Raw genomic sequence first — 24013 nt, forward strand, 5'->3', positions numbered from 1 at the left:
CGAGGGGGCGCGGGGGGAGGATGGGGGAGGACCAAGCGGAGCGACAGCGGGAGGAAGCAGCGTGAGCGAGTCGAGCACGACCCGGACCGGCGGCGTGACCGGTGAGGACGAGGTCGTCGACCTCTGTCGCGACCTCATCCGGATCGACACCAGCAACTACGGCGACCACTCCGGCCCCGGCGAACGTGCGGCCGCGGAGTACGTCGCGGAGAAGCTCGCGGAGGTCGGCCTTGAGCCGAAGATCTTCGAGTCCCACAAGGGCCGCGCCTCCACGGTGGCCCGGATCGCGGGCGAGGACCCGTCGCGGCCCGCGCTGCTCATCCACGGCCACACCGACGTCGTGCCGGCTAACGCCGACGACTGGACCCACGACCCCTTCGCCGGCGAGATCGCCGACGGCTGTGTGTGGGGACGCGGCGCGGTCGACATGAAGGACATGGACGCGATGACCCTCGCGGTCGTGCGCGACCGGCTGCGCAGCGGCCGCAAGCCCCCGCGCGACATCGTCCTCGCCTTCCTCGCGGACGAGGAGGCCGGCGGCACCTATGGGGCCCGCTTCCTCGTCGACAAGCACCCCGAGCTCTTCGAGGGCGTCACCGAGGCGATCAGCGAGGTCGGCGGCTTCTCCTTCACCGTCAACGAGAAGCTGCGGCTCTACCTCGTCGAGACGGCCCAGAAGGGCATGCACTGGATGAAGCTGACCGTGGACGGCACCGCCGGACACGGCTCGATGATCCACAAGGACAACGCCATCACCGAGCTGTCCGAGGCGGTGGGGCGCCTCGGCCGGCACAAGTTCCCGGTGCGGGTGACCAAGACGCTGCGCCACTTCCTCGACGAGCTCGGCGACGCGCTCGGCACCGAGCTCGACCCCGAGAACATGGACGAGACCCTCGCCAAGCTCGGCGGCATCGCCAAGCTCATCGGCGCCTCCCTGCAGAACACCGCCAACCCGACGCAGCTGGGCGCCGGTTACAAGGTCAACGTCATCCCGGGTCAGGCCACCGCGCACGTCGACGGGCGGTTCCTGCCGGGGTACGAGGAGGAGTTCCTCGCCGACCTGGACCGGATCCTGGGCCCGCGCGTCAGGCGCGAGGACGTCCACGCGGACAAGGCCCTGGAGACCACGTTCGACGGCGCCCTGGTGGACGCGATGCAGACCGCGCTGCAGGCCGAGGACCCGATCGCCCGTGCCGTGCCGTACATGCTGTCGGCCGGCACCGACGCCAAGTCCTTCGACGACCTGGGCATCCGCGGCTTCGGCTTCGCGCCGCTGAAGCTGCCGCCGGAGCTGGACTTCGCCGGAATGTTCCACGGCGTGGACGAGCGGGTTCCGGTCGACGGCCTGAAGTTCGGCGTGCGGGTCCTGGACCGGTTCATCGACGCCTCCTGAGGTCATGGACGCCTCCTGGGGCCACAGGTGCCTCCTGGGGCGCGGCCGGGCCCGCGAGCAGCGGTCACCACGTGCCGGGGTGGCGCTCCGCTAATCGTTTGAACGTACGTATCCGACTGAAAAGAGTGAATGCACTCATATGCTCGTAGCCCCATAACTTCCCCCTCGTTACAGGGTGTGCGGTCCGCGGCTGGGACCGCACATATGCCAACAAGGAGGAAGTAATGATCAAGAAGGTCGTCGCTGCTGCGGCTGTCACTGGTGGTCTGGTTCTGGCGGGTGCGGGTCTGGCTGTCGCGGACGCGGGTGCCCAGGGTGCCGCCGTGCACTCCCCGGGTGTCGCTTCCGGCAATGTCATCCAGGTCCCCGTGCACATCCCCGTGAACCTGTGCGGCAACACGGTCTCCGTGATCGGGCTGCTGAACCCCGCCTTCGGCAACACCTGCGTCAACAAGTGACGTTGTGCCTCAACCCGTGAGGGTCTGAGCCGGGCGGCCCCGGAGTGCGCGCCATGCACTCCGGGGCCGCCGGGCATTTCAGCCCGGGCGCAACGGCGCAGCCGGGCTTTCCGGAAGGCAGAAGGCAGGGAACGAATCTATGCGACAGGTCACCCGCAAGGGACTGATCACCATGGCGGCCGCCAGCGGCGTCATCGCGATGGGCAGCGGCGCGGCACACGCCGACTCGGCGGCCCGGGGCGGCGCCGCGAACTCGCCGGGCGTGCTGTCCGGCAACGCCGTCCAGCTCCCGGTGCACGCGCCGGTGAACATCTGCGGCAACACGGTGAACGTGATCGGCGCCCTCAGCCCGGCGTTCGCCAACGGCTGCGCCAACAAGGGGCACCAGGGCGGCGGGGCGGCCGCGAACGGCCATGCCGTCAACTCGCCCGGCGTGGGCTCCGGCAACCACATCCAGGCGCCCATCGACGCACCCGTGAACCTCTGCGGGAACAGCGTGAGCGTGATCGGCATCGGCAACCCCGCGTTCGGCAACGACTGCGCCAACGTCGAGGGCGGCCGCCCCGGCACCCCGCAGCACCCGGGCCACCCCGGCCAGCCGCAGCACCCGGGTCAGCCCCACCACCCCGGTCAGCCCCACCACCCGGGCACCCCGCAGCACCCGGGGCACCCCGGCCACCCGGGCGGCCACCAGCAGCCCTGCCCGCCGCACCACCCCGGGCAGTCGCACCACCCGGGTCAGCCCGGCCACCCCGGGCACCCGGGCCACCCCGGTCAGCCGCAGCACCCGGGGCAGCCCGGTCAGCCGCAGCACCCCGGTGTTCCGCAGCACCCGGTCGGCCCGATCGCGCACCACCCGGCCAAGCCCGGGCAGCCTGCCGCGCCCGGTCTGCCTGGTACGCCCGGCACCCCGGTCACGGGCACGGTGGCCGCCGCGGCGCAGGCCGTCCCGGCCGGGGCCCCGCAGCTCGCGCACACCGGCTCCGAGGGCATCGGCTTCGCCGTTCCGGCCGCCGCGGGTCTGCTGCTCGGCGGAGCGGTGCTCTACCGCCGCGGACGCGCCGCGCAGTAGCCGCAGCGGTCCCGGCAGGCCGTCCCGTACGGCTGTCATGACGGAGCGGGCCCCGGGCGTGCGGGGCCCGCTCCGTCATGTGTCCACGTTCACCACGTGGCTCGCACCTGGCGGATGATCCGCCTGCGCAGCCGCACTCTGCGGCTGCCGTCCCGGTGCAGACTCAGTCGGTCCAACTCCCAGTGTCCGTACTCGGCGTGGTCGGTCAGCAGACGCGTCGCCTCCTTGCGGGACACCCCGCGGGGGACGTACACGTCGACAAATTCGTATTCCGGCATCGCATCTATTGTGCGGGCAGAGGCCCGGTACGGATAGCGTCTGCACTATGTCTGATGCTGCGCAGCCCACCGCTGCCGAGGTACGTGCCGCCGCCGAGGCGGTCAAAGCCGCGCTGGACCGTCACCTCGATGCGGTGGAACGCCGCACGGGGGACGACGATCCCGATGTGTACGAGGCCTTCAACGCGCTCGCGGCGGCCGCCGAGGCGTACGACGAGCGGCTCTACGACCGCTACGACGAGGTGACCCCCTTCGAGATCCCCGGCGCCGACGACTCGCTGCCGCCCTACGCGGGCCCCGAGGAGCCCAACGCCCTGAGCGTCCTCATCCGCCGCGACTACGCGGTGGCCGAGCCCCAGCGGCTGCTCGCCCAGGCCCAGCGGATCACCGACCTCGATCCCGAGACGGACGAGGGCGAGCGGACGGCCCCGGTCGTCGGCAGCAGCGTGCACGCCGCGCTCGGGGTGCTCTTCGGCGAGTACGAGCCCGATGAAATCGCCTCCCGGCACAAGGAGTTCGGCCTGGAGGAGGGTGACTCCACGCTGTGGGTGTCGGCCTCCGAGGAGCTCCCCGAACCCGGCGAGTGGCTGAGCACGCCGTTCGACCACGCCGACCCGGAGCACGTGGTGTGCCGCTTCGACGTGAGCGCGGTCTTCGACGAGGAGGAGCTGGAGGACGACCTCGACGAGGAGGACGGCCTGCGGACCACCCCCTGACCCGGCCGCACACGGCGGAGGCCGCGCACCCCGAGCGGGGTGCGCGGCCTCCGCCGTATGCGCCTACTGCTCCGCGGGCTTCATCAGGCCGTGCAGGAGCGGGACGAGCCGGGTCGTACGCGGCGCCTGAAGGACCTCCGCCACGGCCCGGGGCAGTGCCTGGTCCACCCCGTGGACGACGGACAGATGCCGCTCGGCGCGGCCGAACGCGGTATACACCCAGGCCCGGTTGAGCCCCTGCGCCGCGTCACCCGGCAGCACCGCGACCACGGCGGGCCAGCGCATCCCGATCGCCTGGTGCGCGGTCAGCGCCCAGCCGTGCCGCAGCGCGGACTCGACCCGCTCCTTCGGTACCAGCACGGGCGTGCCGGCACAGTCGAGGCGCAGGCCCTCCGCGTCCGCCTCCACGACGGTGCCCAGGACCGTACGCCCCGGGGCCTGGGCGTACGCCGCCCGGTCGCCCGGGTCGAAGCCGCCGAAGCGGCCGGGGCCGGGGTTGAGGCGCTGCTTCACTGCCGCGTTGAGGGCGCGGGTGCCCGCCGAGCCGCCGTGGCCCACCGTGATGACCTGGACCTGCTCGGCCGGGATGCCGAACGCCCGGGGAATCGAGTCGGCCAGGAGCTGCACACAGCGGTGCACGGCCTCGCCCGCGTCCCGCACCGGGACGATCACGACCTCCTTGCCGGGCGCCTCCACCTGGTTCAGCTCGCCGATGCCGATGCCCGAGACCAGCTCGCCGACCGGGCCGGGGTCGGGCAGCCGCGATGCCACGACGGGGCAGACGCGGGCGGAAAGCACATCCTGGAAGACCTGGCCCGCGCCCGCCGGGCCGAGCACCCCCGGATCCCCGCTCAGCACCAGACGGCAGCCGTCGGCCAGCGACTCCACCAGGATCGCCGCGCTCTCCACGTCGAGCTGCGCCGCGTCCTGCACCACCAGGACGTCGAGCGCGAGCGCGCCGTCCGCGTCCCGGCCGGGGCCCTCGCCCGACAGCAGCCCGGCGAGGGTGAACGCGGCCAGTGGGCCGGTCAGTTCGGCCAGTCGGCGCTGTCCGTCGTCGGTGTGGGCCGCGCCTGCCGCTCGCAGTCCGGCCGCGGCGGCCGCCGTCACCACCGCCGCCGACTCGGCGCGCGCGGCTTCGCCGCCGGTGTGCGCCACCAGGCCGCTGCCCGCGACCGCGCGGATCAGCTCGCCGCCCTCGGGCCACACCGAACCGTCGTCCCCCACCGGGGAGTTGAGCAGCCGGGCCAGGCCGTCGGCCAGGCTCTCCTCGGCGAGCGCGTACCGGTCGAGCCCGAGCAGCACCTCGACCGGCTCGGCGGGCTCCGCCGCCTCCTCGGCCTCCTCGGTGTCCACGCCGTCGTCGGCGGCTTCCGGCTCGTCCGCCAGGCCGTCCTGGAAGACCAGCACCACGCCCTCGGCGACGGCCTGGTGGACCGCCTCGTCGGGATCCGGCACGGAACGCCCGGCCAGCGCCTTGCGGACGTCGTCGGCGGCGAGCGCCGTGTGGCCCCGCACCGCCGCCTGTTCGAGGATCCAGCCGACGAGGGCGGCCGCCCTGCGCTCGTCGTCCGGCCGGCACTCGGCGCCGAGCAGCGCCCGCGCGAAGCCGTCGGCCTGCTCGGGGCGCACCCCGGGCACGGCCAGGAGCTGCCAGGGGTCCGCGCCGAGCCACTCGGCCGCCTGCTCGCCGAGGGCGCCGGTGACCTGGGCGGCCAGCGCCTCAGGGGCGCCGCCCCGGGTCAGCACCTCCCGTACGGAGGAGAGGGCCTCGGCCGAAGTGGCGGGCGCCTGGGCGGGCTCGGGGGCGCGGGGCCGTGCCGGGGCCGCCTCCTGGGCGGGGCCGGGGGCCGGCTTGCGCGGGGCCGGCGGGGGGCCCGAGAAGAACGCGGTCCCCGACTTCGCGCCGCTCTCCACGGCCCGTACCGCCGCGAGGAGATCGGCCGCCTGCCCGCTCAGCTTGGTGCCGGCCGGGATCGGCGCCTCCTTCTCCGCCTTGCGCTGCTCGATCCTGGCCCGCAACTCCCGCTGGGCCGCGAGCTCGGCCGCCGCCTCGGAGACCTGGGCCGCCTCGGCCGTCTTCGCCTCGGCGGCCTCGGACCCGGCTGCCGGCTCGGCCCCTTCGATGCCCGCGTCGGCGCTGTCGGCCTCGCCGTCGTCCTCGGCCTCGCCGTCGGCCCCGGCGGTCTCGGCACCCCCGTCCTCGCCGTCGGCCTCGCCGTCGGGCCCGGCACCCTCGGCTCCGGCCCCCGCTCCGTCGGCAGGCTCCGCGCCCTCGGGCTCCTCGGCGGGCGCCTGAACGGTCTCGGGCGCCACCTCCGCCTCGGCGGATTCGTCGGCCGTGGATCCAGGGGCCGAGCCCTGGGGAAGCGCAGTCACAGCGTGCTCCAGTCCTGATCGGGATAGCGGTGCACGGGCGCCGACACGTCGTCGAGCGCCTGGCAGATCTCGTCAGGAAGACTAAGGGCCTCCACTGACAATGCCGCCGCGAGCTGCTGCGCGTTGCGCGCGCCGACGATCGGCGCCACCACTCCCGGCCGGTCCCTCACCCAGGCCAGCGCCACCTGAAGGGGTGTCGCGGCGAGTCCGTCCGCCGCTATGGAGACCGCCTCGACGATCCGGCTCGCCGCGTCGTCGAGATAGGGCGCGACGAACGCCGAGAACCCGTCGGACGCCCCCCGCGAGTCCGCGGGCGTCCCGTGCCGGTACTTGCCGGTCAGCACGCCCCGGCCCAGCGGCGACGACGGGAGGAGCCCCAGGCCCAGGTCCAGCGCGGCGGGCAGCACCTCCCGCTCCACGCCGCGCTGGAGCAGCGAGTACTCCATCTGGGTGCTGGCCAGGCGGGTGCGCACACCGGGCGCGGCGAGCTGCCAGGTCGCGGCCTTGGCGAGCTGCCAGCCGCTGAAGTTGGAGATGCCCGCATAGCGCGCCCGCCCGCTGCTGACCGCGATGTCGAGGGCCTGGAGGGTCTCCTCCAGCGGCGTACCGCGGTCGAAGGCGTGCACCTGCCACAGGTCCACGTAGTCGGTGCGAAGCCGTTCGAGCGAGGCGTCCAGGGCGTTCAGGAGGTGGCCGCGCGAGCCGTCGAAGCGGCGGTCGGGATCGGGCACGCTGCCCGCCTTGGTCGCGACGACCAAGTCCCTGCGCGGCACGAGCCGTTCCATCAACTGGCCGAGCAGGTACTCGGAATCCCCGCCTCCGTACACGTCCGCCGTGTCGATCAGGGTGCCGCCCGCGTCCCAGAACCCCTTCAGGAGATCGGCGGCGTCCTGCTCGCCGACGTCCCGGCCCCATGTCAGGGTGCCGAGCCCGATCCGGGATACGCGCAGGCCCGTGCGGCCGAGATGCCTCTGCTCCATGGGCGCGAGATTACTGGCCAAGGGCCTGCGGGGAGAGAGCCTGTGGACAACTCGACCCTGCCGCATCCCGCCCGCGCGCGCTAGAGTCCCCGGCACAGGAACGTTACTCATGAGTAAGACGCGGGAGTGGACGCGTGCGTGCGCGTCCCGACGAGTAAGGGGATCGGCCATGCGGCTCGGCATCAACCTCGGCTACTGGGGCGCCGGAATGGACGGCGACAACCTCGCCGTCGCCAAGGAGGCGGACAAGCTCGGTTACGACGTCTGCTGGGCGGCCGAGGCCTACGGTTCGGACGCGCCGACGGTGCTCGCCTGGGTCGCCGCGCAGACCGAGCGCATCGACGTCGGCTCGGCGATCCTCCAGATCCCGGCCCGCCAGCCCGCGATGACCGCGATGACGGCCGCCACCCTCGACTCGCTGTCCGGCGGCCGCTTCCGCCTCGGCCTCGGCGTCTCGGGACCGCAGGTCTCCGAGGGCTGGTACGGCGTCAAGTTCGACAAGCCGCTGGCCCGCACCCGCGAGTACGTCGAGATCGTCCGCAAGGCGATGACGCGCGAGCGGCTCTCCTACGAGGGCGAGCACTGGACGCTGCCGCTGCCCGGCGGCCCCGGCAAGCCCATCAAGCTGACCGTGCACCCCGAGCGCGAGCACATCCCGCTCTACATCGCCGCGATCGGCCCGAAGAACCTGGAGCAGACCGGCGAGATCGCCGACGGCGCGCTGCTGATCTTCCCCGCCGCCGAGCACATCGAGGCCACCGCGATCTCCCACATCCGCGCGGGCCGCGAGAAGGCCGGCCTCACCATGGACGGCTTCGACGTCTGTCCGACGCTGCCGATCTCGCTCGGCGCCGACGCGGACGTCTCCGCGCTCGCCGACATGTTCCGCCCGTACACCGCGCTGTACGTCGGCGGCATGGGCAGCCGCAAGCAGAACTTCTACAACCAGCTGGCGCAGCGCATGGGGTACGAGAAGGAGGCCGCCGAGATCCAGGACAAGTACCTGGCCGGCGACAAGGCGGGCGCGGGGGCCGCGGTGCCACAGCAGCTCATCGACTCGACCACGCTGCTCGGTTCGGTGGAGCGGATCGCCGACCGGATGCAGGCGTACGCCGCCGCCGGCGTCACCACGCTGACCCTGGCCCCGGCCGGCTTCACGCTCGACGAGCGGCTCGCCTCGCTGCGCGCGGGCACCGAGGCGCTGGAGCGCGCCGGGCTCGCGTAAGGGGACCGAAGGGTTTCCGCGGCCGTGGTGGGGGCTCGGGGGTCTTCCCCGCCACGGCCGTCGTGACGGACAACGCCCGGCCGCACCACCCGGTTACGGCGGTGGGGGCACCGCACATTCCTTCGTTCGGCCCAGCGGGGCCCGATCCCTGTTGCCGGGGTCGTTGTGCCGCATTTGACTCGGTTCGGCAGAGTCCTGTGCGCACCCCGGAGGTACGGCGATGCTCTCGGCCAAGAGCCTGTTCCAGGAGATCCTCGACGACGACGAGTCGTTCCGGCTCTTCTGCTCCATCGCGGCCAGCGGCGAGGCCCAGGGTGGCTGGGAGAACGGCCGGATCGCGGCGCTCCTGCCGGCCGAGTGCCGTGCCCTCGCCCCCAAGGTGGCCCGGCACGGCGCCGATGAGGACAAGCACGGGCGGATCTTCAACGCGCTCCTCAAGAAACGCGGCCTGCGCCCCGTCGACGTACCGCACGACACCGACTACACGATGCTGCTCGAACGGCAGGGCATCGGCCTCGGCCATGCCCAGCTGAGGGGCGAGGAGCCGCTCACCCAGCGGGACGTCGTGGTCTACCTCGCGCACAGCCGGGTCACCGAACAGCGCGCCTCCGAACAGATGGAGCTGCTGCGCAAGCACTTCGGCGGCCACCCCGACCTGGGGCGGGCGGTGCGGATGATCTCCGCCGACGAGGACAACCATCTCGCCTACTGCCACGAGGAGTTGCTGCGGCTGGCCCGCGCCGGACACGGGCCCGCCATCCAGCGCGAACTGCGCCGGAGCGCGCTCGCCGAGATCCGCGTCTACCGCGACGTCAGCCTCGCCGTGACGGCCCACATGGGGCGGATCCTGCGCTGGCCGGACTCCAAGAGGGCCGTCCTCGCCGCCGGCATCCACGCCGTGTACGCCTACGAACGGCTCGGGGGGTGGCGGCGGATGGTCGGCCTCACCATGCCCGAGCGGCGCGACGCGCTCGGCGGCCCCGCCGTCCCCGCGCCCGGGTTCGCCTGACTACAGCCAGCCGCGCCGCTTGAACAGGCGGTAGAGGCCGAACTCCAGGAGCACCATCAGGACGATCAGCGCCGGGTAGCTCCACGCCCAGTGGAGTTCCGGCATGTGGTCGAAGTTCATGCCGTAGACGCCGGCCAGCATGGTGGGGACCGCCGCCATCGCCGCCCACGCCGAGATCTTCCGCATGTCGTCGTTCTGGCGGACGCTGACCTGCGCCAGATGCGCCGAGAGAATGTCCGAGAGCAGCCGGTCCAGACCCTCCACGGCCTCGTTGGCCCGCATCAGATGGTCGTCCACGTCCCGGAAGAACGGCTGGGACTTGGCGTTCACGAACGGCACGCCCGCGCTCGCGAGACGCTGCACGGGCTGCGCCAGCGGGCCGGTCGCCCGGCGGAACTCCAGCAGCTGCCGCTTGAAGGTGTAGATCCGCGACGCGGTGTCCTTGGTGTCGCGGCCGCCCGTGGTGGGCGAGAAGATCTGCGCCTCCAGCTCCTCCAGGTCCGTCTGGAGCTCGGCCGCCACGTCCGTGTAGTGGTCGACGACCGCGTCGCTCACCGCGTACAGGACGGTCGTGGGCCCGTGCTTGAGGAGTTCGGGCTCCGCTTCGAGGCGGGTGCGCACCGCCTTGAGCGGGGCGCCCTCGCCGTGCCGGACGGTCACCACGAAGCAGTCGCCCACGAAGAGCATCAGCTCGCCGGTGGAGACGGTGTCGCTGTCGGGCTCGTACACGACGGGCTTGAGGACCATGAAGAGCGAGTCGTCGTAGACCTCCAGCTTGGGCCGCTGGTGCGCCTTCAAGGCGTCCTCCACGGCCAGTTCATGGAGCCCGAACTCGGTGCTGACCAGGTCGAACTCCTCCTCGGTGGGCTCATGGAGCCCCACCCACAGGAAGCTGTCCCCCTCGGCGCGCGCCCGGGCGAGGGCATCGGAGAAGTCCTGGGGCCCCTCGGTGCGGCGGCCCTCGTGGTAGATGGCGCAGTCGACGATCATCGCGTGCATTCTCCCGTGAACGGGAGCCGCCCGCACCCGAGGGGCAGCGGCCGCTTAGGCTGACGCCCATGGCCACGCTGATCCTCGTACGCCACGGACGTTCCACCGCCAACACGGCGGGGGTGCTGGCCGGCTGGACGCCGGGTGTCGCCCTCGACGAGCGGGGCAACGCCCAGGCCGCCGCCCTGCCCGCCCGGCTCGCCGGGGTGCCGCTCGCCGCCGTCGTCACCAGCCCGCTGCAGCGCTGCCGGGAGACCGTGCGGCCGCTCCTCGACGCCCGCCCCGGCCTGCCGCTGCACCCCGAGGACCTGATCGGGGAGTGTCACTACGGCGACTGGTCGGGCCGCAAGCTCGCCGAGCTGTCCCCCGAGCCGCTCATGGAGGTCGTGCAGCAGCACCCCTCCAACGCGGCCTTCCCCGGGGGCGAGTCGATGCGCGCGATGCAGGCCCGGGCCGTGGGGGCCGTACGGGACTGGAACGAGCGGATCGAGACTGAGCACGGTCCCGACGCGGTCTACGCCATGTGCTCGCACGGCGACATCATCAAGTCCGTCGTGGCGGACGCCCTCGGCATGCATCTCGACCTCTTTCAGCGCATCTCGGTGGAACCGTGTTCCCTGACCGTGATCCGCTACACCCGCCTGCGGCCCTACCTGGTGCGCCTTGGTGACACCGGGGATCTCGCCTCGCTGATGCCGCGGGAGACCCCCGCCGAGGAACAGGCCGAGGTCGGTGGCGGTGCGGGAGCACCGTGATCGCCGGGCACAGTAGGGTGGACGCGCCGAAAACCGCTGCTCCAACTCCGAACTAGGGAGACCAGAACGTGTCCCGTCAGGTGTTCTTCTACGACCCGCCGGACCGTTTCGTGGCCGGCACGGTCGGGCTGCCCGGGCGCCGTACGTTCTTCCTCCAGGCGTCCGCGGGCAGCCGCACCACCAGCGTCGCCCTGGAGAAGACCCAAGTGGCGGCGCTCGCCGAGCGGATCGACGAGCTGCTGGACGAGGTCGTGCGCAGGACCGGAGGAAACGCTCCTGTGCCCGCCGTGGCCCCGCCCGACGTGACCGACACCGCGCCCCTCGACTCGCCGGTCGAGGAGGAGTTCCGGGTCGGCACCATGGCGCTGGCCTGGGACGGCGACGAACAGCGCATGATCATTGAGGCGCAGGCCCTGGTCGAGCTGGACGCCGACACCGAGGACGACCTCGCCGAGGCCGAGGAGCGGATGCTCCAGGACGAGGAGAACGGCCCGCCGATGCTGCGGGTGCGCCTGACCGGAGCCCAGGCCCGGGCCTTCGCCAAGCGGGCTCTCGACGTCGTGAACGCCGGCCGGCCGCCGTGCCCCCTGTGCAGCCTCCCGCTCGACCCGGAAGGACACGTATGCCCGCGCCAGAACGGATACCGCCGCGGAGCCTGACCTCCGCCGAGCTCCTCGCCAAGGGGGAGCTCACCGTCCTCGGGCGGATCCGCGAGGCCTCCAACGCGGTGCTGTACTGCTCCGTCGCGTACGGGGACGAGAGCGCGGAGTGCGTCTACAAGCCCGTCGCGGGGGAGCGGCCGCTGTGGGACTTCCCCGACGGCACGCTCGCCCAGCGCGAGGTGGCGGCGTACGAGGTGTCGCTCGCGACCGGGTGGGACCTCGTGCCGCCCACCGTGCTGCGGGAGGGGCCCTACGGCGAGGGCATGGTCCAGCTGTGGATCGAGCCGGTGGAGGGCGACTCCGGGCTGCTCGCGCTCGTCGAGGACGAGGAGCCGGCCGAGGGCTGGAAGGCGGTCGCGCTCGCCGAGGTGGGCGAGGGGCGCACCGCGCTGCTCGTGCACGCGGACGACGCCCGGCTGCGGCGCCTCGCCGTGCTCGACGCGGTGATCAACAACGGCGACCGCAAGGGCGGGCACCTGCTGCCCGCGCCCGACGGGCGGCTGTACGGGATCGATCACGGGGTCACGTTCAACGTGGACGACAAGCTGCGGACGCTGCTGTGGGGGTGGGCGGGCGAGCCGCTCACCTCGGAGGCGGTGGGCGCCCTGAAGGGCCTGGCCGAGGCCCTTCAACCCCTCGCTCCCCTGGCCGTGCGGCTGTCCTCCCTGATCACGGAGGCGGAGCTGGACGCCCTGCGCGCGAGGGTGGCCTCCCTCCTGGACACGGGCGTCCACCCCACCCCTTCGGGCGAATGGCCCGCCATCCCTTGGCCCCCGGTCTGACCCCGACTTCTGGGGGCTCTGCCCCCAGACCCCCGTTCGCGCCTTAAGGGCGCTCGTCCTCAAACTCCCCCAAGGCCTCAAGGGCCAGGGGGGACCCCCATGACGGGCTGAAATGCCCGATGCGGGCCCGCACCAAGGCCTTCAGGGGCGCGGGGAACTGCGCGACCAGCCAAGCACGGCCCGCAGACGAATCACTCCACGCCCGGAGGGTCTCGGGAAGGGGCGGGGTGGGGCAAATCCCCGGGGTCTGGGGCGGAGCCCCAGGCGGGGCCGGGGATTAGCACCCCTGAGGGATTAGCACCCCCGCGCCCGGGGGCGCAAGAGCCCCGATTCGGCCAAGAGCGGGATCCGGTTCGTATCCGGAACGTGCGTCCGGTTACGCTCAGGACATGCATGCCTGGCCCGCTTCTGAGGTCCCCGCCCTGCCCGGCAAGGGCCGCGACCTCCGGATCCACGACACCGCGACCGGCGGACTGGTCTCCCTCGACCCCGGTCCCGTCGCCCGTATCTACGTCTGCGGGATCACCCCGTACGACGCGACCCACATGGGTCACGCGGCGACTTACAACGCGTTCGACCTCGTTCAGCGCGTGTGGCTCGACACCAAGCGGCAGGTTCACTACGTCCAGAACGTGACGGACGTGGACGACCCCTTGCTGGAGCGAGCCATCCGCGACGGCAAGGACTGGGTGGAGCTCGCCGAGGGTGAGACCGCGCTGTTCCGCGAGGACATGACCGCCCTGCGGCTGCTTCCCCCGAAGCACTACATCGGCGCCGTCGAGGCCATACCCGGGATCGTCCCGCTCGTCGAGCGGCTCCGGGACGCGGGCGCCGCGTACGAGCTCGAAGGGGACGTCTACTTCTCCGTCGAGAGCGACCCGCACTTCGGCAACGTCTCGCACTACGACGCCGCGGCCATGAGGGCGCTGTCCGCCGAGCGCGGCGGCGACCCCGAGCGGCCCGGCAAGAAGAACCCGCTCGACCCGATGCTGTGGATGGCCGCCCGCGAGGGCGAGCCGAGCTGGGACGGCGCCTCGCTCGGGCGCGGCCGGCCCGGCTGGCACATCGAGTGCGTCGCCATCGCCCTCGACCACCTCGGCATGGGCTTCGACGTCCAGGGCGGCGGCTCCGACCTGGTCTTCCCGCACCACGAGATGGGCGCGTCCCACGCCCAGGCGCTGACCGGCGAGTACCCCTTCGCGAAGGCGTACGTGCACGCCGGCATGGTCGCCCTGGACGGCGAGAAGATGTCCAAGTCCAAGGGCAACCTCGTCTTCGTCTCGAAGCTGCGCCGCGACGGCGTCGACCCGGCCGCCATCCGGCTCGCGCTGCTCGCCCACCACTACCGGGCCGACTGGGAGTGGACCGACCAGGTGCTCCAGGACGCCGTCGAGCGCCTCGGGCGCTGGCGGGCCGCCGTGTCCCGGCCCGACGGGACCTCGGCGGACGCCCTGGTCGAGGAGGTCCGCGAGGCCCTCGCCAACGACCTGGACGCGCCCGCGGCCCTCGCCGCGGTCGACCGCTGGGCCGAGCGCCAGGGCGCGGAGGGCGGCACCGACGAGGCCGCCCCCGGCCTCGTGTCCCGTACGGTCGACGCCCTGCTCGGCGTCGCCCTCTGACCCTCGGGCGGCCTCAACAGGCAAGCCCCGAACCGCCCTTGGACTCCACGTGAGTCCGGGGGCGGTTTTCGTTTTTCCTGGGCCCACCCCATGGTCCAATGCTCGTTTCTGCGCTAAACACGCTCTATGCAATCACCAATACGCACGAGAGTGGCGCTCGCGGGAGCGACCGTGCTCGGTCTGCTCGCGGTGTTCGCCGGACCCGGCAGCGCCCAGGCCGACACCCCCGCCGGCCCGACGGGCGATACCTCCGTAGGCGATGTGACCGGCTTCGAGGCGGCGGGCGGCTCTGTCTTCCGGCTGCACGCGGGCGCGGCCGAGGCCCGCGTCAGCTTCGTCGCGGCCGACACCTTCCGCATCGAGCTCGCCCCCGACGGGAAGTTCACCGACCCGACCGGGACCGACATCGTCCTGCCGCAGGGCAAGCCGCCGGCCGCCCGCTGGAAGGACAGGGGCGACCGCTACGAGCTGAGCACCGACAAGGTCACCCTGCGCGCCTTCAAGTCCCCGCTGCGCTTCGCCCTCTACAAGGCGGACGGCACCCAGCTCTGGTCCGAGACCAAGCCGCTCAGCTGGACCAAGGACACCACCACCCAGACCCTGTCCCGGGGCGCCGCCGAACATTTCTACGGCGGCGGCATGCAGAACGGCCGCGGCAACACCTCGCACCGCGACCAGACCGTCCAGGTGAGCGTCGACGACAACTGGAACGACGGCGGCCACCCCAACTCCGTCCCGTTCTACCTCTCGACCGGCGGCTACGGCGTCTTCCGCAACACGTACGCCCCCAACACGTACGTCTTCGGGCAGCCCGTCACCGCGAGCGCCAAGGAACAGCGCTTCGACGCCTACTACTTCGCCGGCGACCCCAAGCAAGTCATCGGCGACTACACCCAGTTGACCGGAAAGCCGTTCCTGCCGCCGGTCTACGGGCTCGAACCCGGCGACTCCGACTGCTATCTGCACAACGCCAACCGGGGGGAGCGCCACACCCTCGACGCCCTCAAGATCGCGGACGCGTACAAGACCAACGACATGCCCAACGGCTGGATGCTGGTCAACGACGGCTACGGCTGCGGCTACGAGAACCTGCCCGAGACCGCCAAGGGCCTGGAGGGCGACTCGATGCGGATGGGCCTGTGGACCGAGGACGGGCTCGACAAGCTCGCCGACCAGGTCAAGGCGGGCCAGCGGGTGGCGAAGCTGGACGTCGCCTGGGTCGGCGACGGGTACAAGCACGCGCTCGACGGCTGCAAGGCCGCCTATCAGGGCATCGAGGCCAACAGCGACGCGCGCGGCTTCACCTGGGCACCCGAGAGCTGGTCCGGCGCGCAGCGCTGCGGCGTCCAGTGGTCCGGCGACCAGTCGGGCAGCTGGGACTACATCCGCTGGCAGATCCCGACCTACGCGGGCGCGACCCTGTCGGGCCTCGCCTACACCAGCGGCGACATCGACGGCATCTTCGGCGGCAGCCCCAAGACGTACACCCGCGACCTCCAGTGGAAGTCGTTCCTGCCCGCCGTGATGACCATGGACGGCTGGGCCGCCAGCGACAAGCAGCCCTACCAGTACGGGGAGCCCTACACCTCCGTCAACCGGAGCTATCTGAAGCTGAAGGAGTCGCTCCTTCCCTACATGTACTCCTACGCCCACGAGGCGACGAAGACCGGCATCGGGCCGGTCCGGCCGCTGGCGCTCGAATACCCCGACGACCCGAAGGCCGCCACCGACGCCGCCAAGTACGAGTTCCTGTCCGGCGAGGACTTCCTGGTCGCGCCGGTCTACCAGGACACGACCGTGCGCAACGGGATCTACCTGCCCAAGGGCACCTGGATCGACTACTGGAGCGGGCGCACCTACCAGGGCCCGACCACCGTCGACGGCTACAGCGCGCCCCTCGACACGCTGCCCCTGTTCGTGAAGGCCGGGGCCGCCGTCCCGATGTGGCCCGGCATCCGCTCCTACCAGGACCGCACCGCGAACTCGCCGCTGGCCTGGGACGTCTACCCGCAGGGCCGCTCCTCCTTCCAGCTGTACGAGGACGACGGCGTGACCCGCGCCAACCGGACCGGCGCCTACGCCACCCAGCGCGCCGACGTCTCGGCCCCGCAGCGCGGACCGGGCGATGTGACGGTCCAAGTGGGCGCCAGCAAGGGCGAGTTCAAGGGCAAGCAGACCGCCCGGCCCTATCAGCTGACCCTGCACACCGGCAGCGCGCCCTCGAAGGTGGAGGTCTCGGGCCGTGGGCTCGCGCGGCTCGGCTCGAAGGCCGCGTACGACAAGGCGGCGACCGGCTGGTTCTACGACCCGAGCGACCGCGGCGGTGTGGTCCTGGTGAAGACCGCGACCCTGCGCACCGACAAGGCCTTCGAGGTGAGGCTCGCGGACACTAGCGCCGTCGGCGGCAAGGGGCCCGGCTCGCCGGTCACGCTGGCCGCGCCCGCCGGGCAGGAGCTCGGCGCGGGCGCGCCCGGCAAGGTGGCCGTGGACGTCACCGCCGGAAGCAGGGACGCCCGGAACGTCCAGGTCTCCGTCGCCGCGCCGGCCGGGTGGACCGTGACCCCGGCCGCCGCGCTCGACCGCGTCCCGGCCGGCACCACCCGGCGCGTCGAGGTCGGCGTCACCCCCGCCAAGGACACCAAGCCCGGCGAGGTCACCCTCACCGCCAACTCCGGCTATCGGGGCGGCAGTTCACAGCAGCGGCTGGCGGTGTCCGTGATGCCGGCGCCCCCGTCGGCGGACGCCTGGGCCAGTGACCTGACCTGGCTGACGTCGACGAACGGGTACGGGCCGCCCGAACGCGACCGCTCCAACGGCGAGTCCGGGGCGGCCGACGGGCACCCCCTCACGCTCGCGGGCACGACCTACGCCAAGGGCATCGGCGCTCACGCCGACTCCGACATCGAGGTCTACACCGGCGGGCGGTGCGACGCCTTCACGGCCGACGTGGGCATCGACGACGAGATCAACGGATACGGGGAGGTGGCCTTCTCCGTCGAGGCGGACGGCAAGGTGCTGTGGACCTCGCCCAAGGTCACCGGCGCCTCGGCGACCGTCCCGGTGAATGTGCCCCTCGCCGGGGCGCGGCACGTCCACCTGAAGATCACCGACACCAACAACTCCAAGTCCGGGGACCACGGGGACTGGGCCGCGGCGAAGTTCAGCTGCGCCTAGGAGCACGGGCGGGCGCCGGATGGGATCTCCCCATCCGGCGCCCTCTGTGCGGGAGTTGGCCTACTGCTTGTTGATGATGACCGCCTGGATGACGCCGTTGGTGGAGTCGTAGAACCCGATGACCTGATGCCCGAACGCGAAGGCCTCCTGGACCCCGTCATGCGTCACGGGGTTGGGGTTCGCGAGCTGGCGCCAGCTGCCGTCGATGAACAGGTACAGGATCGACGGCTGGCCGGGCAGCGGGGTCACGACGTCCCAGAACTTCGTGGCGATGCCGCTGACCAGGGCGGCGCTGTTGACGGCCGCGGGCAGCACGAGCGGCTGGCCGATCGACTGCTGGCCCTGCTGGCCCTGGCCGCCCATCTGCTGGAGCAGCTGCTGGTAGGGCTGCTGCTGGCCGAGCTGCTGAAGCTGCTGCTGGATCTGCGGCGGGAGGTGCTGCTGGCCGGACTGCTGGCCGGCGCCCTGCTGACCGAAGCCCTGCTGGCCGTAGGGCTGCTGGCCGTAGGGCTGGCCGAACCCCTGCTGACCGATGCCCTGCTGGCCGAACCCCTGCTGCTCACCGAAGGCCTGCGGCGGGGACGTGCTGGGTCCCTGCTGGCCTTGCTGGCCCTGCTGCCCGTACTGCTGCTGTGGTTGCTGCTGGTGCTGCTGGCTCATCTGCGGGGTGGTGCTCATGCGGGTGTCACCTTCCCTGTCGTGAGTTCCGTTCGCTGTCCGGGGCCTTGGGCGCCCCCGGCACTCAGCCGGCGACCACCAGGCCGACGACCTCGTCGTCCGAGAACCAGACCCGGATGTCCGGCCGCCCCGCCGCGAAGGCGGCGTGCACCGCCTGGCGCAGTTCGGGCGCCGGGTTGTTCAGATCGCGCCACGCCCCGGCCACGAACAGCCGGAGCCTCGGGGGCAGTTCAGGGGGGTACGGGACCAGCTCGTCCCAGTACCGTTCGGCCTGGCCGGTGCCGATCGTCGAGGGCATCAGACGGGTGACCGCGGCCTTGATGTCGGGCCGGCTGCCGATCCGCTGCGACGCGGGACGGCCCGGCGCGTCCTGCTGCGGCGAACCGGTCGAGCGCAGCACGGCACGCGCCCGCTCCGGCGTCATCGGTTCCTGCCCGGTGGCCTTGAGGATGCCCTGGAGCGAGGCGAGGGCGCCCACCACGAGGGGGGCGGCGGCCGACGTGCCGGAGAACGTGTCGGTGTACCAGGCGATCTCCTCGGCGCCGCCCTGGAGATCGCCCGCCCGGTCCCAGAACCCGCCGGCCGTGGTGGTCTCGCGGCCCCAGCCCTGGGCGTCCACGCGGGCCCCGTAGTTGGAGAACGCGAGCCGCGAGCGGTCCGGGCCGTGGTCGCGGCCGTGCGTGCCGGGCGGCGGGGCGCCCGCGCCCACCAGGACCGCGCCCGAGGCCTCGTTGGTCGGGTTGAACGGGTTGCGCCAGTCCTGCGGGAAGCCCTCGGGGCGCCGCTCGTACAGCGCGTCGTCCAGGCTCTCGCCGCCGTTGCCGGCCGCCGCCACCACCAGGACGCCCCGCGCGGTCGCCCAGCGGATCGCCGCGAAGTCGTCCGGCCACCACTCCACGGGGAGGTAGCCCTCCTGGTCGTCGCGCTCCTGGAAGTCGAACCTCGGCCCGGGGCGGTGCAGTTCGATCAGGACGATGTCGCCGGGCGAGAGCCGCCCGGCCGCGGCGTACACCGCCGCCGCCGTGCCGATGCCCTGGACCGAGGCGGCGGCCGTGACCGCCTCCGGGGCGATCCCGGTGATGCCCTTCCCGTCCCGGTCGCCGCCGATGATCCCGAGCGCGGCCGTGCCGTGGTTGCGCCAGGCCAGGTCCTGCACCGGGTTGCCCACCACGATCCCGGCCAGCTTCTCCGCCAGGTCCTCGTGGCCCAGCTGCCAGGCGCCCTCGACGTCGACGACGGTGACGCCCGCGCCGCTGCCGCCCGGCCGCAGCCACGCCCAGTACGCGTCGACGCCCTCGGGGGCGGGGGCCAGATAGCCCTGCCGGCCGGTGTAGTCGGGCGTCGCGGGGGCGCCCTCCTTGAGGCGCTTGATCGTCTCCTCGTCCCGGCCCGTCAGGGAGGCGGGCACCGCGCCCGGCTTCACATAGGCGGTCTCCACCTCGGGCAGCGCCGCGAGCCGGGCGCTCAGCTCCCTGGCCCGCTCGGCACCGCCCCGCACCCGGTAGAAGCGGGACAGGTCCGGCAGCGTTTGGTGGGAGGTGCCCTGCGGCACCCGTGCCGGCCGCTCCTCGCGGCCGAACAGCGGTTCCAGGGCGATCTGTTCATCGGCGAGGAACATCGCCAGGGCCGAGGTGTCGGCCCCGGAAGCCGAGCGGACGCCCTCGGTACCGACCCGCAGCCGGGCCTCGGCCCGTGCGACGACGATCAGTTCGGGCTCGGCTCCGTGATAGGTGAATCCAGCTCCGTCGGGTCCTGGGCCCGCCGTTCCGGGGCCCTGACCCGCGTGAATCCGATCGGTCATCGCTTCCGCCGCTCCCCTCGGGTGCCGTGCGTGGCGTGCCTTCGGGGACACACCCTGCTCCCGACGCGGCAGTACGTCCACCCCATGGGAGCGAACAGAGTTTGAAATCCAGCTGGATGGGCAACCCGCCCATTCCGTCCGGAAACCGATGTCACGCCCCAATCAGGCCAAAAACGGCGGGGGTTGGGGTGGCCCGGAGGGGTCCGAGCGGCCGGGGTGGCACGTCCGCGCGGGGCCAACGGGACATGCCCGCGGGGCTGCCGCACGGACAGCCCCGCAGGTGTTTCCGGATCGCGACGGCGGTCGCCGACGCGCACGACCGGATACAACGTCCGGCGGAACAGGGCCAGTTGACCGGCCCTGACCTGGTGTCAGGACTCCGAAGGCTCCGCCCCGTGCCACACCGTCGTCACATTGCAGAACTCGCGGATGCCGTGGCCGGAGAGCTCGCGGCCGTAGCCGGAGCGCTTCACGCCGCCGAACGGCAGGGCGGGGTGGGAGGCGGTCATGCCGTTGAAGAAGACGCCGCCCGTCTGGAGGTCGCGTACGCAGCGGTCCACCTCGACGCTGTCGTGGGTCCAGACGTTGGAACTCAGCCCGAACGGGGTGTCGTTGGCGACATCGAGCGCCTCGTCGAGGTCGCGCACCCGGTACAGCGTGGCCACCGGGCCGAAGGTCTCCTCGTGGTGGATCCGCATGTCGGCGGTGATGCCGGCCAGGATGGTGGGCTCGTAGAACCAGCCCCCGCCGATGCCCTCGGGTCGGCTCCCGCCGCACAGCGCGGTGGCCCCCTTGCGTACGGCGTCCTCGACGAGCTCCTCCAGGTCGGCGCGGCCCTGCTCGCTGGCCAGCGGGCCGATGTCCGTGTCGTCGTCGAGCGGGTCGCCCACCCTCAACTCCCGCATACCGGCGGTGAATTGCTCGGCGAAGGCGTCGTAGACCTCGTCCTGCACGATGAAGCGCTTGGCGGCGATGCAGGACTGCCCGTTGTTCTGCGTCCGCGCGGTCACCGCGGTCCGCGCGGCCCGCTCCACATCGGCGGAGGCGAGCACCACATAGGGATCGCTGCCGCCCAGTTCGAGCACCGTCTTCTTGATCTCGTCGCCGCAGATGGCCGCGACCGAGCGCCCGGCCGGTTCGCTGCCGGTCAGCGTCGCCGCCGCGACCCGCCGGTCGCGCAGCACCTTCTCGACGCCGTCGGAGCCGATGAGCAGGGTCTGGAAGCAGCCGTCGGGGAAGCCCGCCCGGCGGAACAGGTCCTCCAGGTACAGCGCTGTCTGCGGCACGTTCGAGGCGTGCTTGAGCAGGGCCACGTTGCCCGCCATCAGGGCGGGCGCCGCGAACCGTACGACCTGCCAGAGCGGGAAGTTCCACGGCATCACCGCGAGGACCACGCCGAGCGGCCGGTAGTGGACCCGGGCCCGCTCGGCCCCGGAGTCGCGGACGTCGTCCTCGTCGGGCTCCTCGTCGGCGAGCAGCCCGGCCGCGTGCTCGGCGTACCAGCGCAGTGCCTTCGCGCACTTCGCCGCCTCGGCGCGGGCCGCCACGACCGGCTTGCCCATCTCCAGGGTCATGGTGCGCGCGATGTCCTCGCGGTCGGCGTCGAGCAGCTCGGCCGCGCGCAGCACCAGGCGGGCGCGCTGCTCGAAGGCGGTCGTGCGGTAGCCGGCGAAGGCGGTCGCGGCCGTGGCGAGCCGTCGCTCGACCTCCTCGGGACCCATGGCCCCGAAGCTCTTGAGCGTCTCACCGGTAGCCGGATTCACCGTGGCGATGGCCATGACGTACGACACCTCCTGAAGGCACTGGTCCTTCGACCTTCCCGCGCGGAAGGAGGCGCCGCAACGCGAACCGGGCCCGGCCGGCCCCCTACTCCTCGGGGGTCTCCTCGCCGGGCTCGTCGGTCGTCGGCGGTTTGGGGGGCTTCGGCGGGCGGGTGCGCCCGCTGGAGGTGTCCCGCAGATAGGACCCGTCGGCCTCGGTGGCATGGCCGCCCGCGGTGGCCTGGCCCGGGCCGGGTCCGCCGTCACGGCGCCGCAGATACCGCTCGAACTCGCGGGCGATGGCCTCGCCGGACGCCTCGGGCAGGTCCGCGGTGTCGCGGGCCTCCTCCAGGGTCTGGACGTACTCGGCCACCTCGCTGTCCTCGGCGGCCAGTTGGTCGACGCCGAGCTGCCAGGCCCGGGCGTCCTCGGCGAGCTCGCCGAGCGGGATGCGCAGGTCGATCAGGTCTTCGAGGCGGTTGAGCAGGGCGAGCGTGGCCTTCGGGTTGGGCGGCTGGGACACGTAGTGCGGCACCGCGGCCCACAGGCTGACCGCCGGAACGCCGGCGTGCGTGCAGGCCTCCTGGAGGATGCCGACGATGCCCGTCGGGCCCTCGTAGCGGGTCTCCTCCAGATCCATGGTCCGCGCCAGGTCCGGGTCCGAGGTCACGCCGCTGACCGGCACCGGCCGGGTGTGCGGGGTGTCGCCGAGCAGCGCGCCCAGGATCACCACCATCTCGACGCCCAGCTCGTGGGCGAAGCCCAGGATCTCGTTGCAGAACGACCGCCAGCGCATCGACGGTTCGATGCCGCGCACCAGGACCAGGTCGCGCGGCTTGTCGCCGCCGACCCGGACGACGGACAGCCGGGTGGTGGGCCATGTGATCTTGCGGACCCCGCCGTCCAGCCACACCGTGGGCCGGTTGACCTGGAAGTCGTAGTAGTCCTCCGCGTCCAGCGCGGCGAAGACCTCGCCCTTCCATGCCCCGTCCAGGTGCGCGACCGCGGAGGAGGCGGCGTCGCCCGCGTCGTTCCAGCCCTCGAACGCGGCGATCATGACCGGGTCGACCAGCTCGGGAACGCCCTCCAGCTCGATCACCCAGTGCCTCCCTCCGAAGTTCCCTTGCGTACGTCCCAACCTTACGGCTTCAGACCTACCCAGCCGCAGCCCCCGTGCACGGTCCGGCGATGCCGGGAGTGACGCAGGAATGAAGGTGGGGCCGACGGGGCAGCAGCGCACTCTCCCGTTGATTCATCCGAGCTGTGCGCCGAAATCTTCGGCACGGACCTGGACGGTGGCGCTTGGCCGGCGATATACATCGGATGACTGGTAGAGATCCGATGTTCAGGCGGATGTTCCCTTGGACGTTTCTGCGGACGTTCGTTCAGCGGTTCATCCAGCCGTCGATCCAGCGGTTCATCCAGCCGTTGATCCCGGTGCGGATGCACGCGTTCATTCAAGGGGAGCGTGCATGAGGCCGTGGGCATCTTCAGCCCGTCGTGGGGTCCCCCGGCCCGGGAGATTGAGGACGGGCGCCCTTGCGGCGCGAACGGGGTCTGGGGCGGAGCCCCGAGGGGTTACGGGGTCGAGCGCAGCCACTGCTCCACGCTGGCGATGTGGACCGTGGCCCAGGACCGGGCCGCCTCGGCGTCCCGGTCCCGCAGGGCCGTCAGGATCGCCCGGTGCTCACGCAGGGTGCGGCTCACCGCGTCCTCCTGGGTCAGGCCGCGCCAGATCCTGGCCCGGGTCGTCGGGCCGGAGAGCCCGTCGAGCAGGGAGCACAGCACCGCGTTCCCGGAGCCGGCCACGATCCCCCGGTGGAATTCGAGGTCCGCGGACACCAGCTCCTCAACCGACGGAGCCTCCCCGAGCGCGTCCAACTTCGAGGACAACGCGTCGAGTTCGGAGTCGGTGAGCCGCGACGCCGCCATCGCCGTCGCGGCCGGCTCCAGGATGCGGCGTACCGCGAGGAACTCCAGGACCGTGTCGTCCCGGTGGAAGTCCACGACGAAGCCCATCGCCTCCAGGAGCAGCTGGGGGTCCAGGCTGGTGACGTAAGTCCCGTCCCCCTGGCGGACGTCCAGGATGCGGATCAGGGACAGCGCCCGGACCGCCTCGCGCAGGGAGTTGCGGGACAGGCCGAGTTCCGCGGCGAGTTCGCTCTCCTTGGGGAGCCGGTCGCCCGGCCGCAGCGCACCGGAGACGATCATTTCCTTGATCTTCTCGATGGCCTCGTCGGTGACAGCCATGGGGGCGACCTCCATACATCCGATGTATCCGC

At 72.4% G+C, this 24013-nt stretch carries 20 protein-coding genes; 11 read left to right on the top strand and 9 right to left on the bottom strand.

The genetic code is table 11. The features are described from left to right. The first annotated feature begins 61 nt into the window (after nucleotides 1-61). The 3 genes from ACFYZA_RS24750 (at nucleotide 62) to ACFYZA_RS24760 (ending at nucleotide 2923) form a co-directional block, all read left to right on the top strand. Nucleotides 62-1393: a M20/M25/M40 family metallo-hydrolase gene (locus tag ACFYZA_RS24750; RefSeq protein WP_382592803.1), complete on the top strand. Its 1332-nt coding sequence runs from the start codon at nucleotides 62-64 to the stop codon at nucleotides 1391-1393. 224 nt (nucleotides 1394-1617) lie between these two features. After that, nucleotides 1618-1851 (top strand): chaplin ChpH, encoded by a 234-nt coding sequence (gene chpH, locus ACFYZA_RS24755; RefSeq protein ID WP_161252022.1) that lies wholly within the window; start codon nucleotides 1618-1620, stop codon nucleotides 1849-1851. A 139-nt stretch (nucleotides 1852-1990) separates the two neighbouring features. Continuing rightward, entirely contained in the window at nucleotides 1991-2923 is a 933-nt protein-coding gene (locus ACFYZA_RS24760; RefSeq protein WP_388492837.1) for a chaplin, read from the top strand. Nucleotides 2924-3012: 89 nt separating this feature from the next. On the opposite strand, the gene ACFYZA_RS24765 is transcribed toward ACFYZA_RS24760, so the two are convergent. Further along, nucleotides 3013-3201, bottom strand: coding sequence for a DUF5703 family protein (locus tag ACFYZA_RS24765; RefSeq protein ID WP_005319466.1), 189 nt, complete (start codon nucleotides 3199-3201; stop codon nucleotides 3013-3015). Between the two features lie 47 nt (nucleotides 3202-3248). On the opposite strand from ACFYZA_RS24765, the gene ACFYZA_RS24770 reads away from it, so the two are divergent. Continuing rightward, nucleotides 3249-3917 carry a hypothetical protein gene (locus tag ACFYZA_RS24770; RefSeq protein WP_382592809.1) on the top strand — a complete coding sequence of 223 codons (669 nt, stop codon included), beginning with the start codon at nucleotides 3249-3251 and terminating at the stop codon, nucleotides 3915-3917. Between the two features lie 63 nt (nucleotides 3918-3980). On the opposite strand, the gene ACFYZA_RS24775 is transcribed toward ACFYZA_RS24770, so the two are convergent. Continuing rightward, nucleotides 3981-6296, bottom strand: coding sequence for a helix-hairpin-helix domain-containing protein (locus ACFYZA_RS24775; RefSeq protein ID WP_388492839.1), 2316 nt, complete (start codon nucleotides 6294-6296; stop codon nucleotides 3981-3983). Then, nucleotides 6293-7276 (bottom strand): aldo/keto reductase, encoded by a 984-nt coding sequence (locus ACFYZA_RS24780; protein ID WP_382599193.1) that lies wholly within the window; start codon nucleotides 7274-7276, stop codon nucleotides 6293-6295. The genes ACFYZA_RS24775 and ACFYZA_RS24780 overlap by 4 nt, the downstream gene beginning before the upstream one ends. A gap of 169 nt (nucleotides 7277-7445) precedes the next feature. Here ACFYZA_RS24780 and ACFYZA_RS24785 point away from each other — a divergent pair, with 169 nt between their 5' ends. Beyond that, nucleotides 7446-8501 carry an LLM class F420-dependent oxidoreductase gene (locus ACFYZA_RS24785; protein WP_382599197.1) on the top strand — a complete coding sequence of 352 codons (1056 nt, stop codon included), beginning with the start codon at nucleotides 7446-7448 and terminating at the stop codon, nucleotides 8499-8501. A 220-nt stretch (nucleotides 8502-8721) separates the two neighbouring features. Beyond that, complete coding sequence (locus tag ACFYZA_RS24790; RefSeq protein WP_382599191.1) at nucleotides 8722-9510, top strand: ferritin-like domain-containing protein; 789 nt, start codon at nucleotides 8722-8724, stop codon at nucleotides 9508-9510. On the opposite strand, the gene corA is transcribed toward ACFYZA_RS24790, so the two are convergent. Continuing rightward, entirely contained in the window at nucleotides 9511-10509 is a 999-nt protein-coding gene (gene corA / locus ACFYZA_RS24795; protein WP_382599189.1) for a magnesium/cobalt transporter CorA, read from the bottom strand. It abuts the gene before it with no gap. 59 nt (nucleotides 10510-10568) lie between these two features. Between corA and ACFYZA_RS24800 the strand changes: the two genes are divergently transcribed. The 5 genes from ACFYZA_RS24800 to ACFYZA_RS24820 all read left to right on the top strand — a co-directional run bounded on the left by ACFYZA_RS24800 (nucleotide 10569) and on the right by ACFYZA_RS24820 (nucleotide 17492). Further along, entirely contained in the window at nucleotides 10569-11255 is a 687-nt protein-coding gene (locus tag ACFYZA_RS24800) for a histidine phosphatase family protein (RefSeq protein WP_382599187.1), read from the top strand. 68 nt (nucleotides 11256-11323) lie between these two features. Then, on the top strand, nucleotides 11324-11914 hold the full coding sequence (locus ACFYZA_RS24805; protein ID WP_344375820.1) for a DUF3090 domain-containing protein: 591 nt from the start codon (nucleotides 11324-11326) through the stop codon (nucleotides 11912-11914). Then, complete coding sequence (locus ACFYZA_RS24810) at nucleotides 11878-12699, top strand: SCO1664 family protein (protein WP_382599185.1); 822 nt, start codon at nucleotides 11878-11880, stop codon at nucleotides 12697-12699. The genes ACFYZA_RS24805 and ACFYZA_RS24810 overlap by 37 nt, the downstream gene beginning before the upstream one ends. Before the next feature lie 389 nt (nucleotides 12700-13088). Next, the gene (mshC, locus tag ACFYZA_RS24815) at nucleotides 13089-14318 is read left to right on the top strand and encodes a cysteine--1-D-myo-inosityl 2-amino-2-deoxy-alpha-D-glucopyranoside ligase (protein ID WP_382599183.1); all 1230 of its coding nucleotides are present in this window, start codon (nucleotides 13089-13091) and stop codon (nucleotides 14316-14318) included. 126 nt (nucleotides 14319-14444) lie between these two features. After that, nucleotides 14445-17492, top strand: coding sequence for an NPCBM/NEW2 domain-containing protein (locus ACFYZA_RS24820; protein ID WP_388492843.1), 3048 nt, complete (start codon nucleotides 14445-14447; stop codon nucleotides 17490-17492). 60 nt (nucleotides 17493-17552) lie between these two features. On the opposite strand, the gene ACFYZA_RS24825 is transcribed toward ACFYZA_RS24820, so the two are convergent. From ACFYZA_RS24825 to ACFYZA_RS24845, 5 genes are all read right to left on the bottom strand, one after another. Beyond that, nucleotides 17553-18170 carry a hypothetical protein gene (locus tag ACFYZA_RS24825; RefSeq protein WP_388492845.1) on the bottom strand — a complete coding sequence of 206 codons (618 nt, stop codon included), beginning with the start codon at nucleotides 18168-18170 and terminating at the stop codon, nucleotides 17553-17555. A 64-nt stretch (nucleotides 18171-18234) separates the two neighbouring features. After that, nucleotides 18235-19971 (bottom strand): S8 family peptidase, encoded by a 1737-nt coding sequence (locus tag ACFYZA_RS24830; protein ID WP_388492847.1) that lies wholly within the window; start codon nucleotides 19969-19971, stop codon nucleotides 18235-18237. A 371-nt stretch (nucleotides 19972-20342) separates the two neighbouring features. Beyond that, a complete protein-coding gene (locus tag ACFYZA_RS24835; protein WP_388492848.1) occupies nucleotides 20343-21749 on the bottom strand; it encodes an NADP-dependent succinic semialdehyde dehydrogenase in 1407 nt (468 codons plus the stop codon). A gap of 88 nt (nucleotides 21750-21837) precedes the next feature. Further along, on the bottom strand, nucleotides 21838-22830 hold the full coding sequence (locus tag ACFYZA_RS24840; protein WP_382599173.1) for a PAC2 family protein: 993 nt from the start codon (nucleotides 22828-22830) through the stop codon (nucleotides 21838-21840). Nucleotides 22831-23309: 479 nt separating this feature from the next. Further along, nucleotides 23310-23981, bottom strand: coding sequence for a FadR/GntR family transcriptional regulator (locus ACFYZA_RS24845; RefSeq protein ID WP_388492849.1), 672 nt, complete (start codon nucleotides 23979-23981; stop codon nucleotides 23310-23312). Nucleotides 23982-24013 lie beyond the last annotated feature (32 nt).

The organism is Streptomyces sp. NPDC001828, assembly GCF_042892175.1.
Lineage (GTDB): Bacteria > Actinomycetota > Actinomycetes > Streptomycetales > Streptomycetaceae > Streptomyces.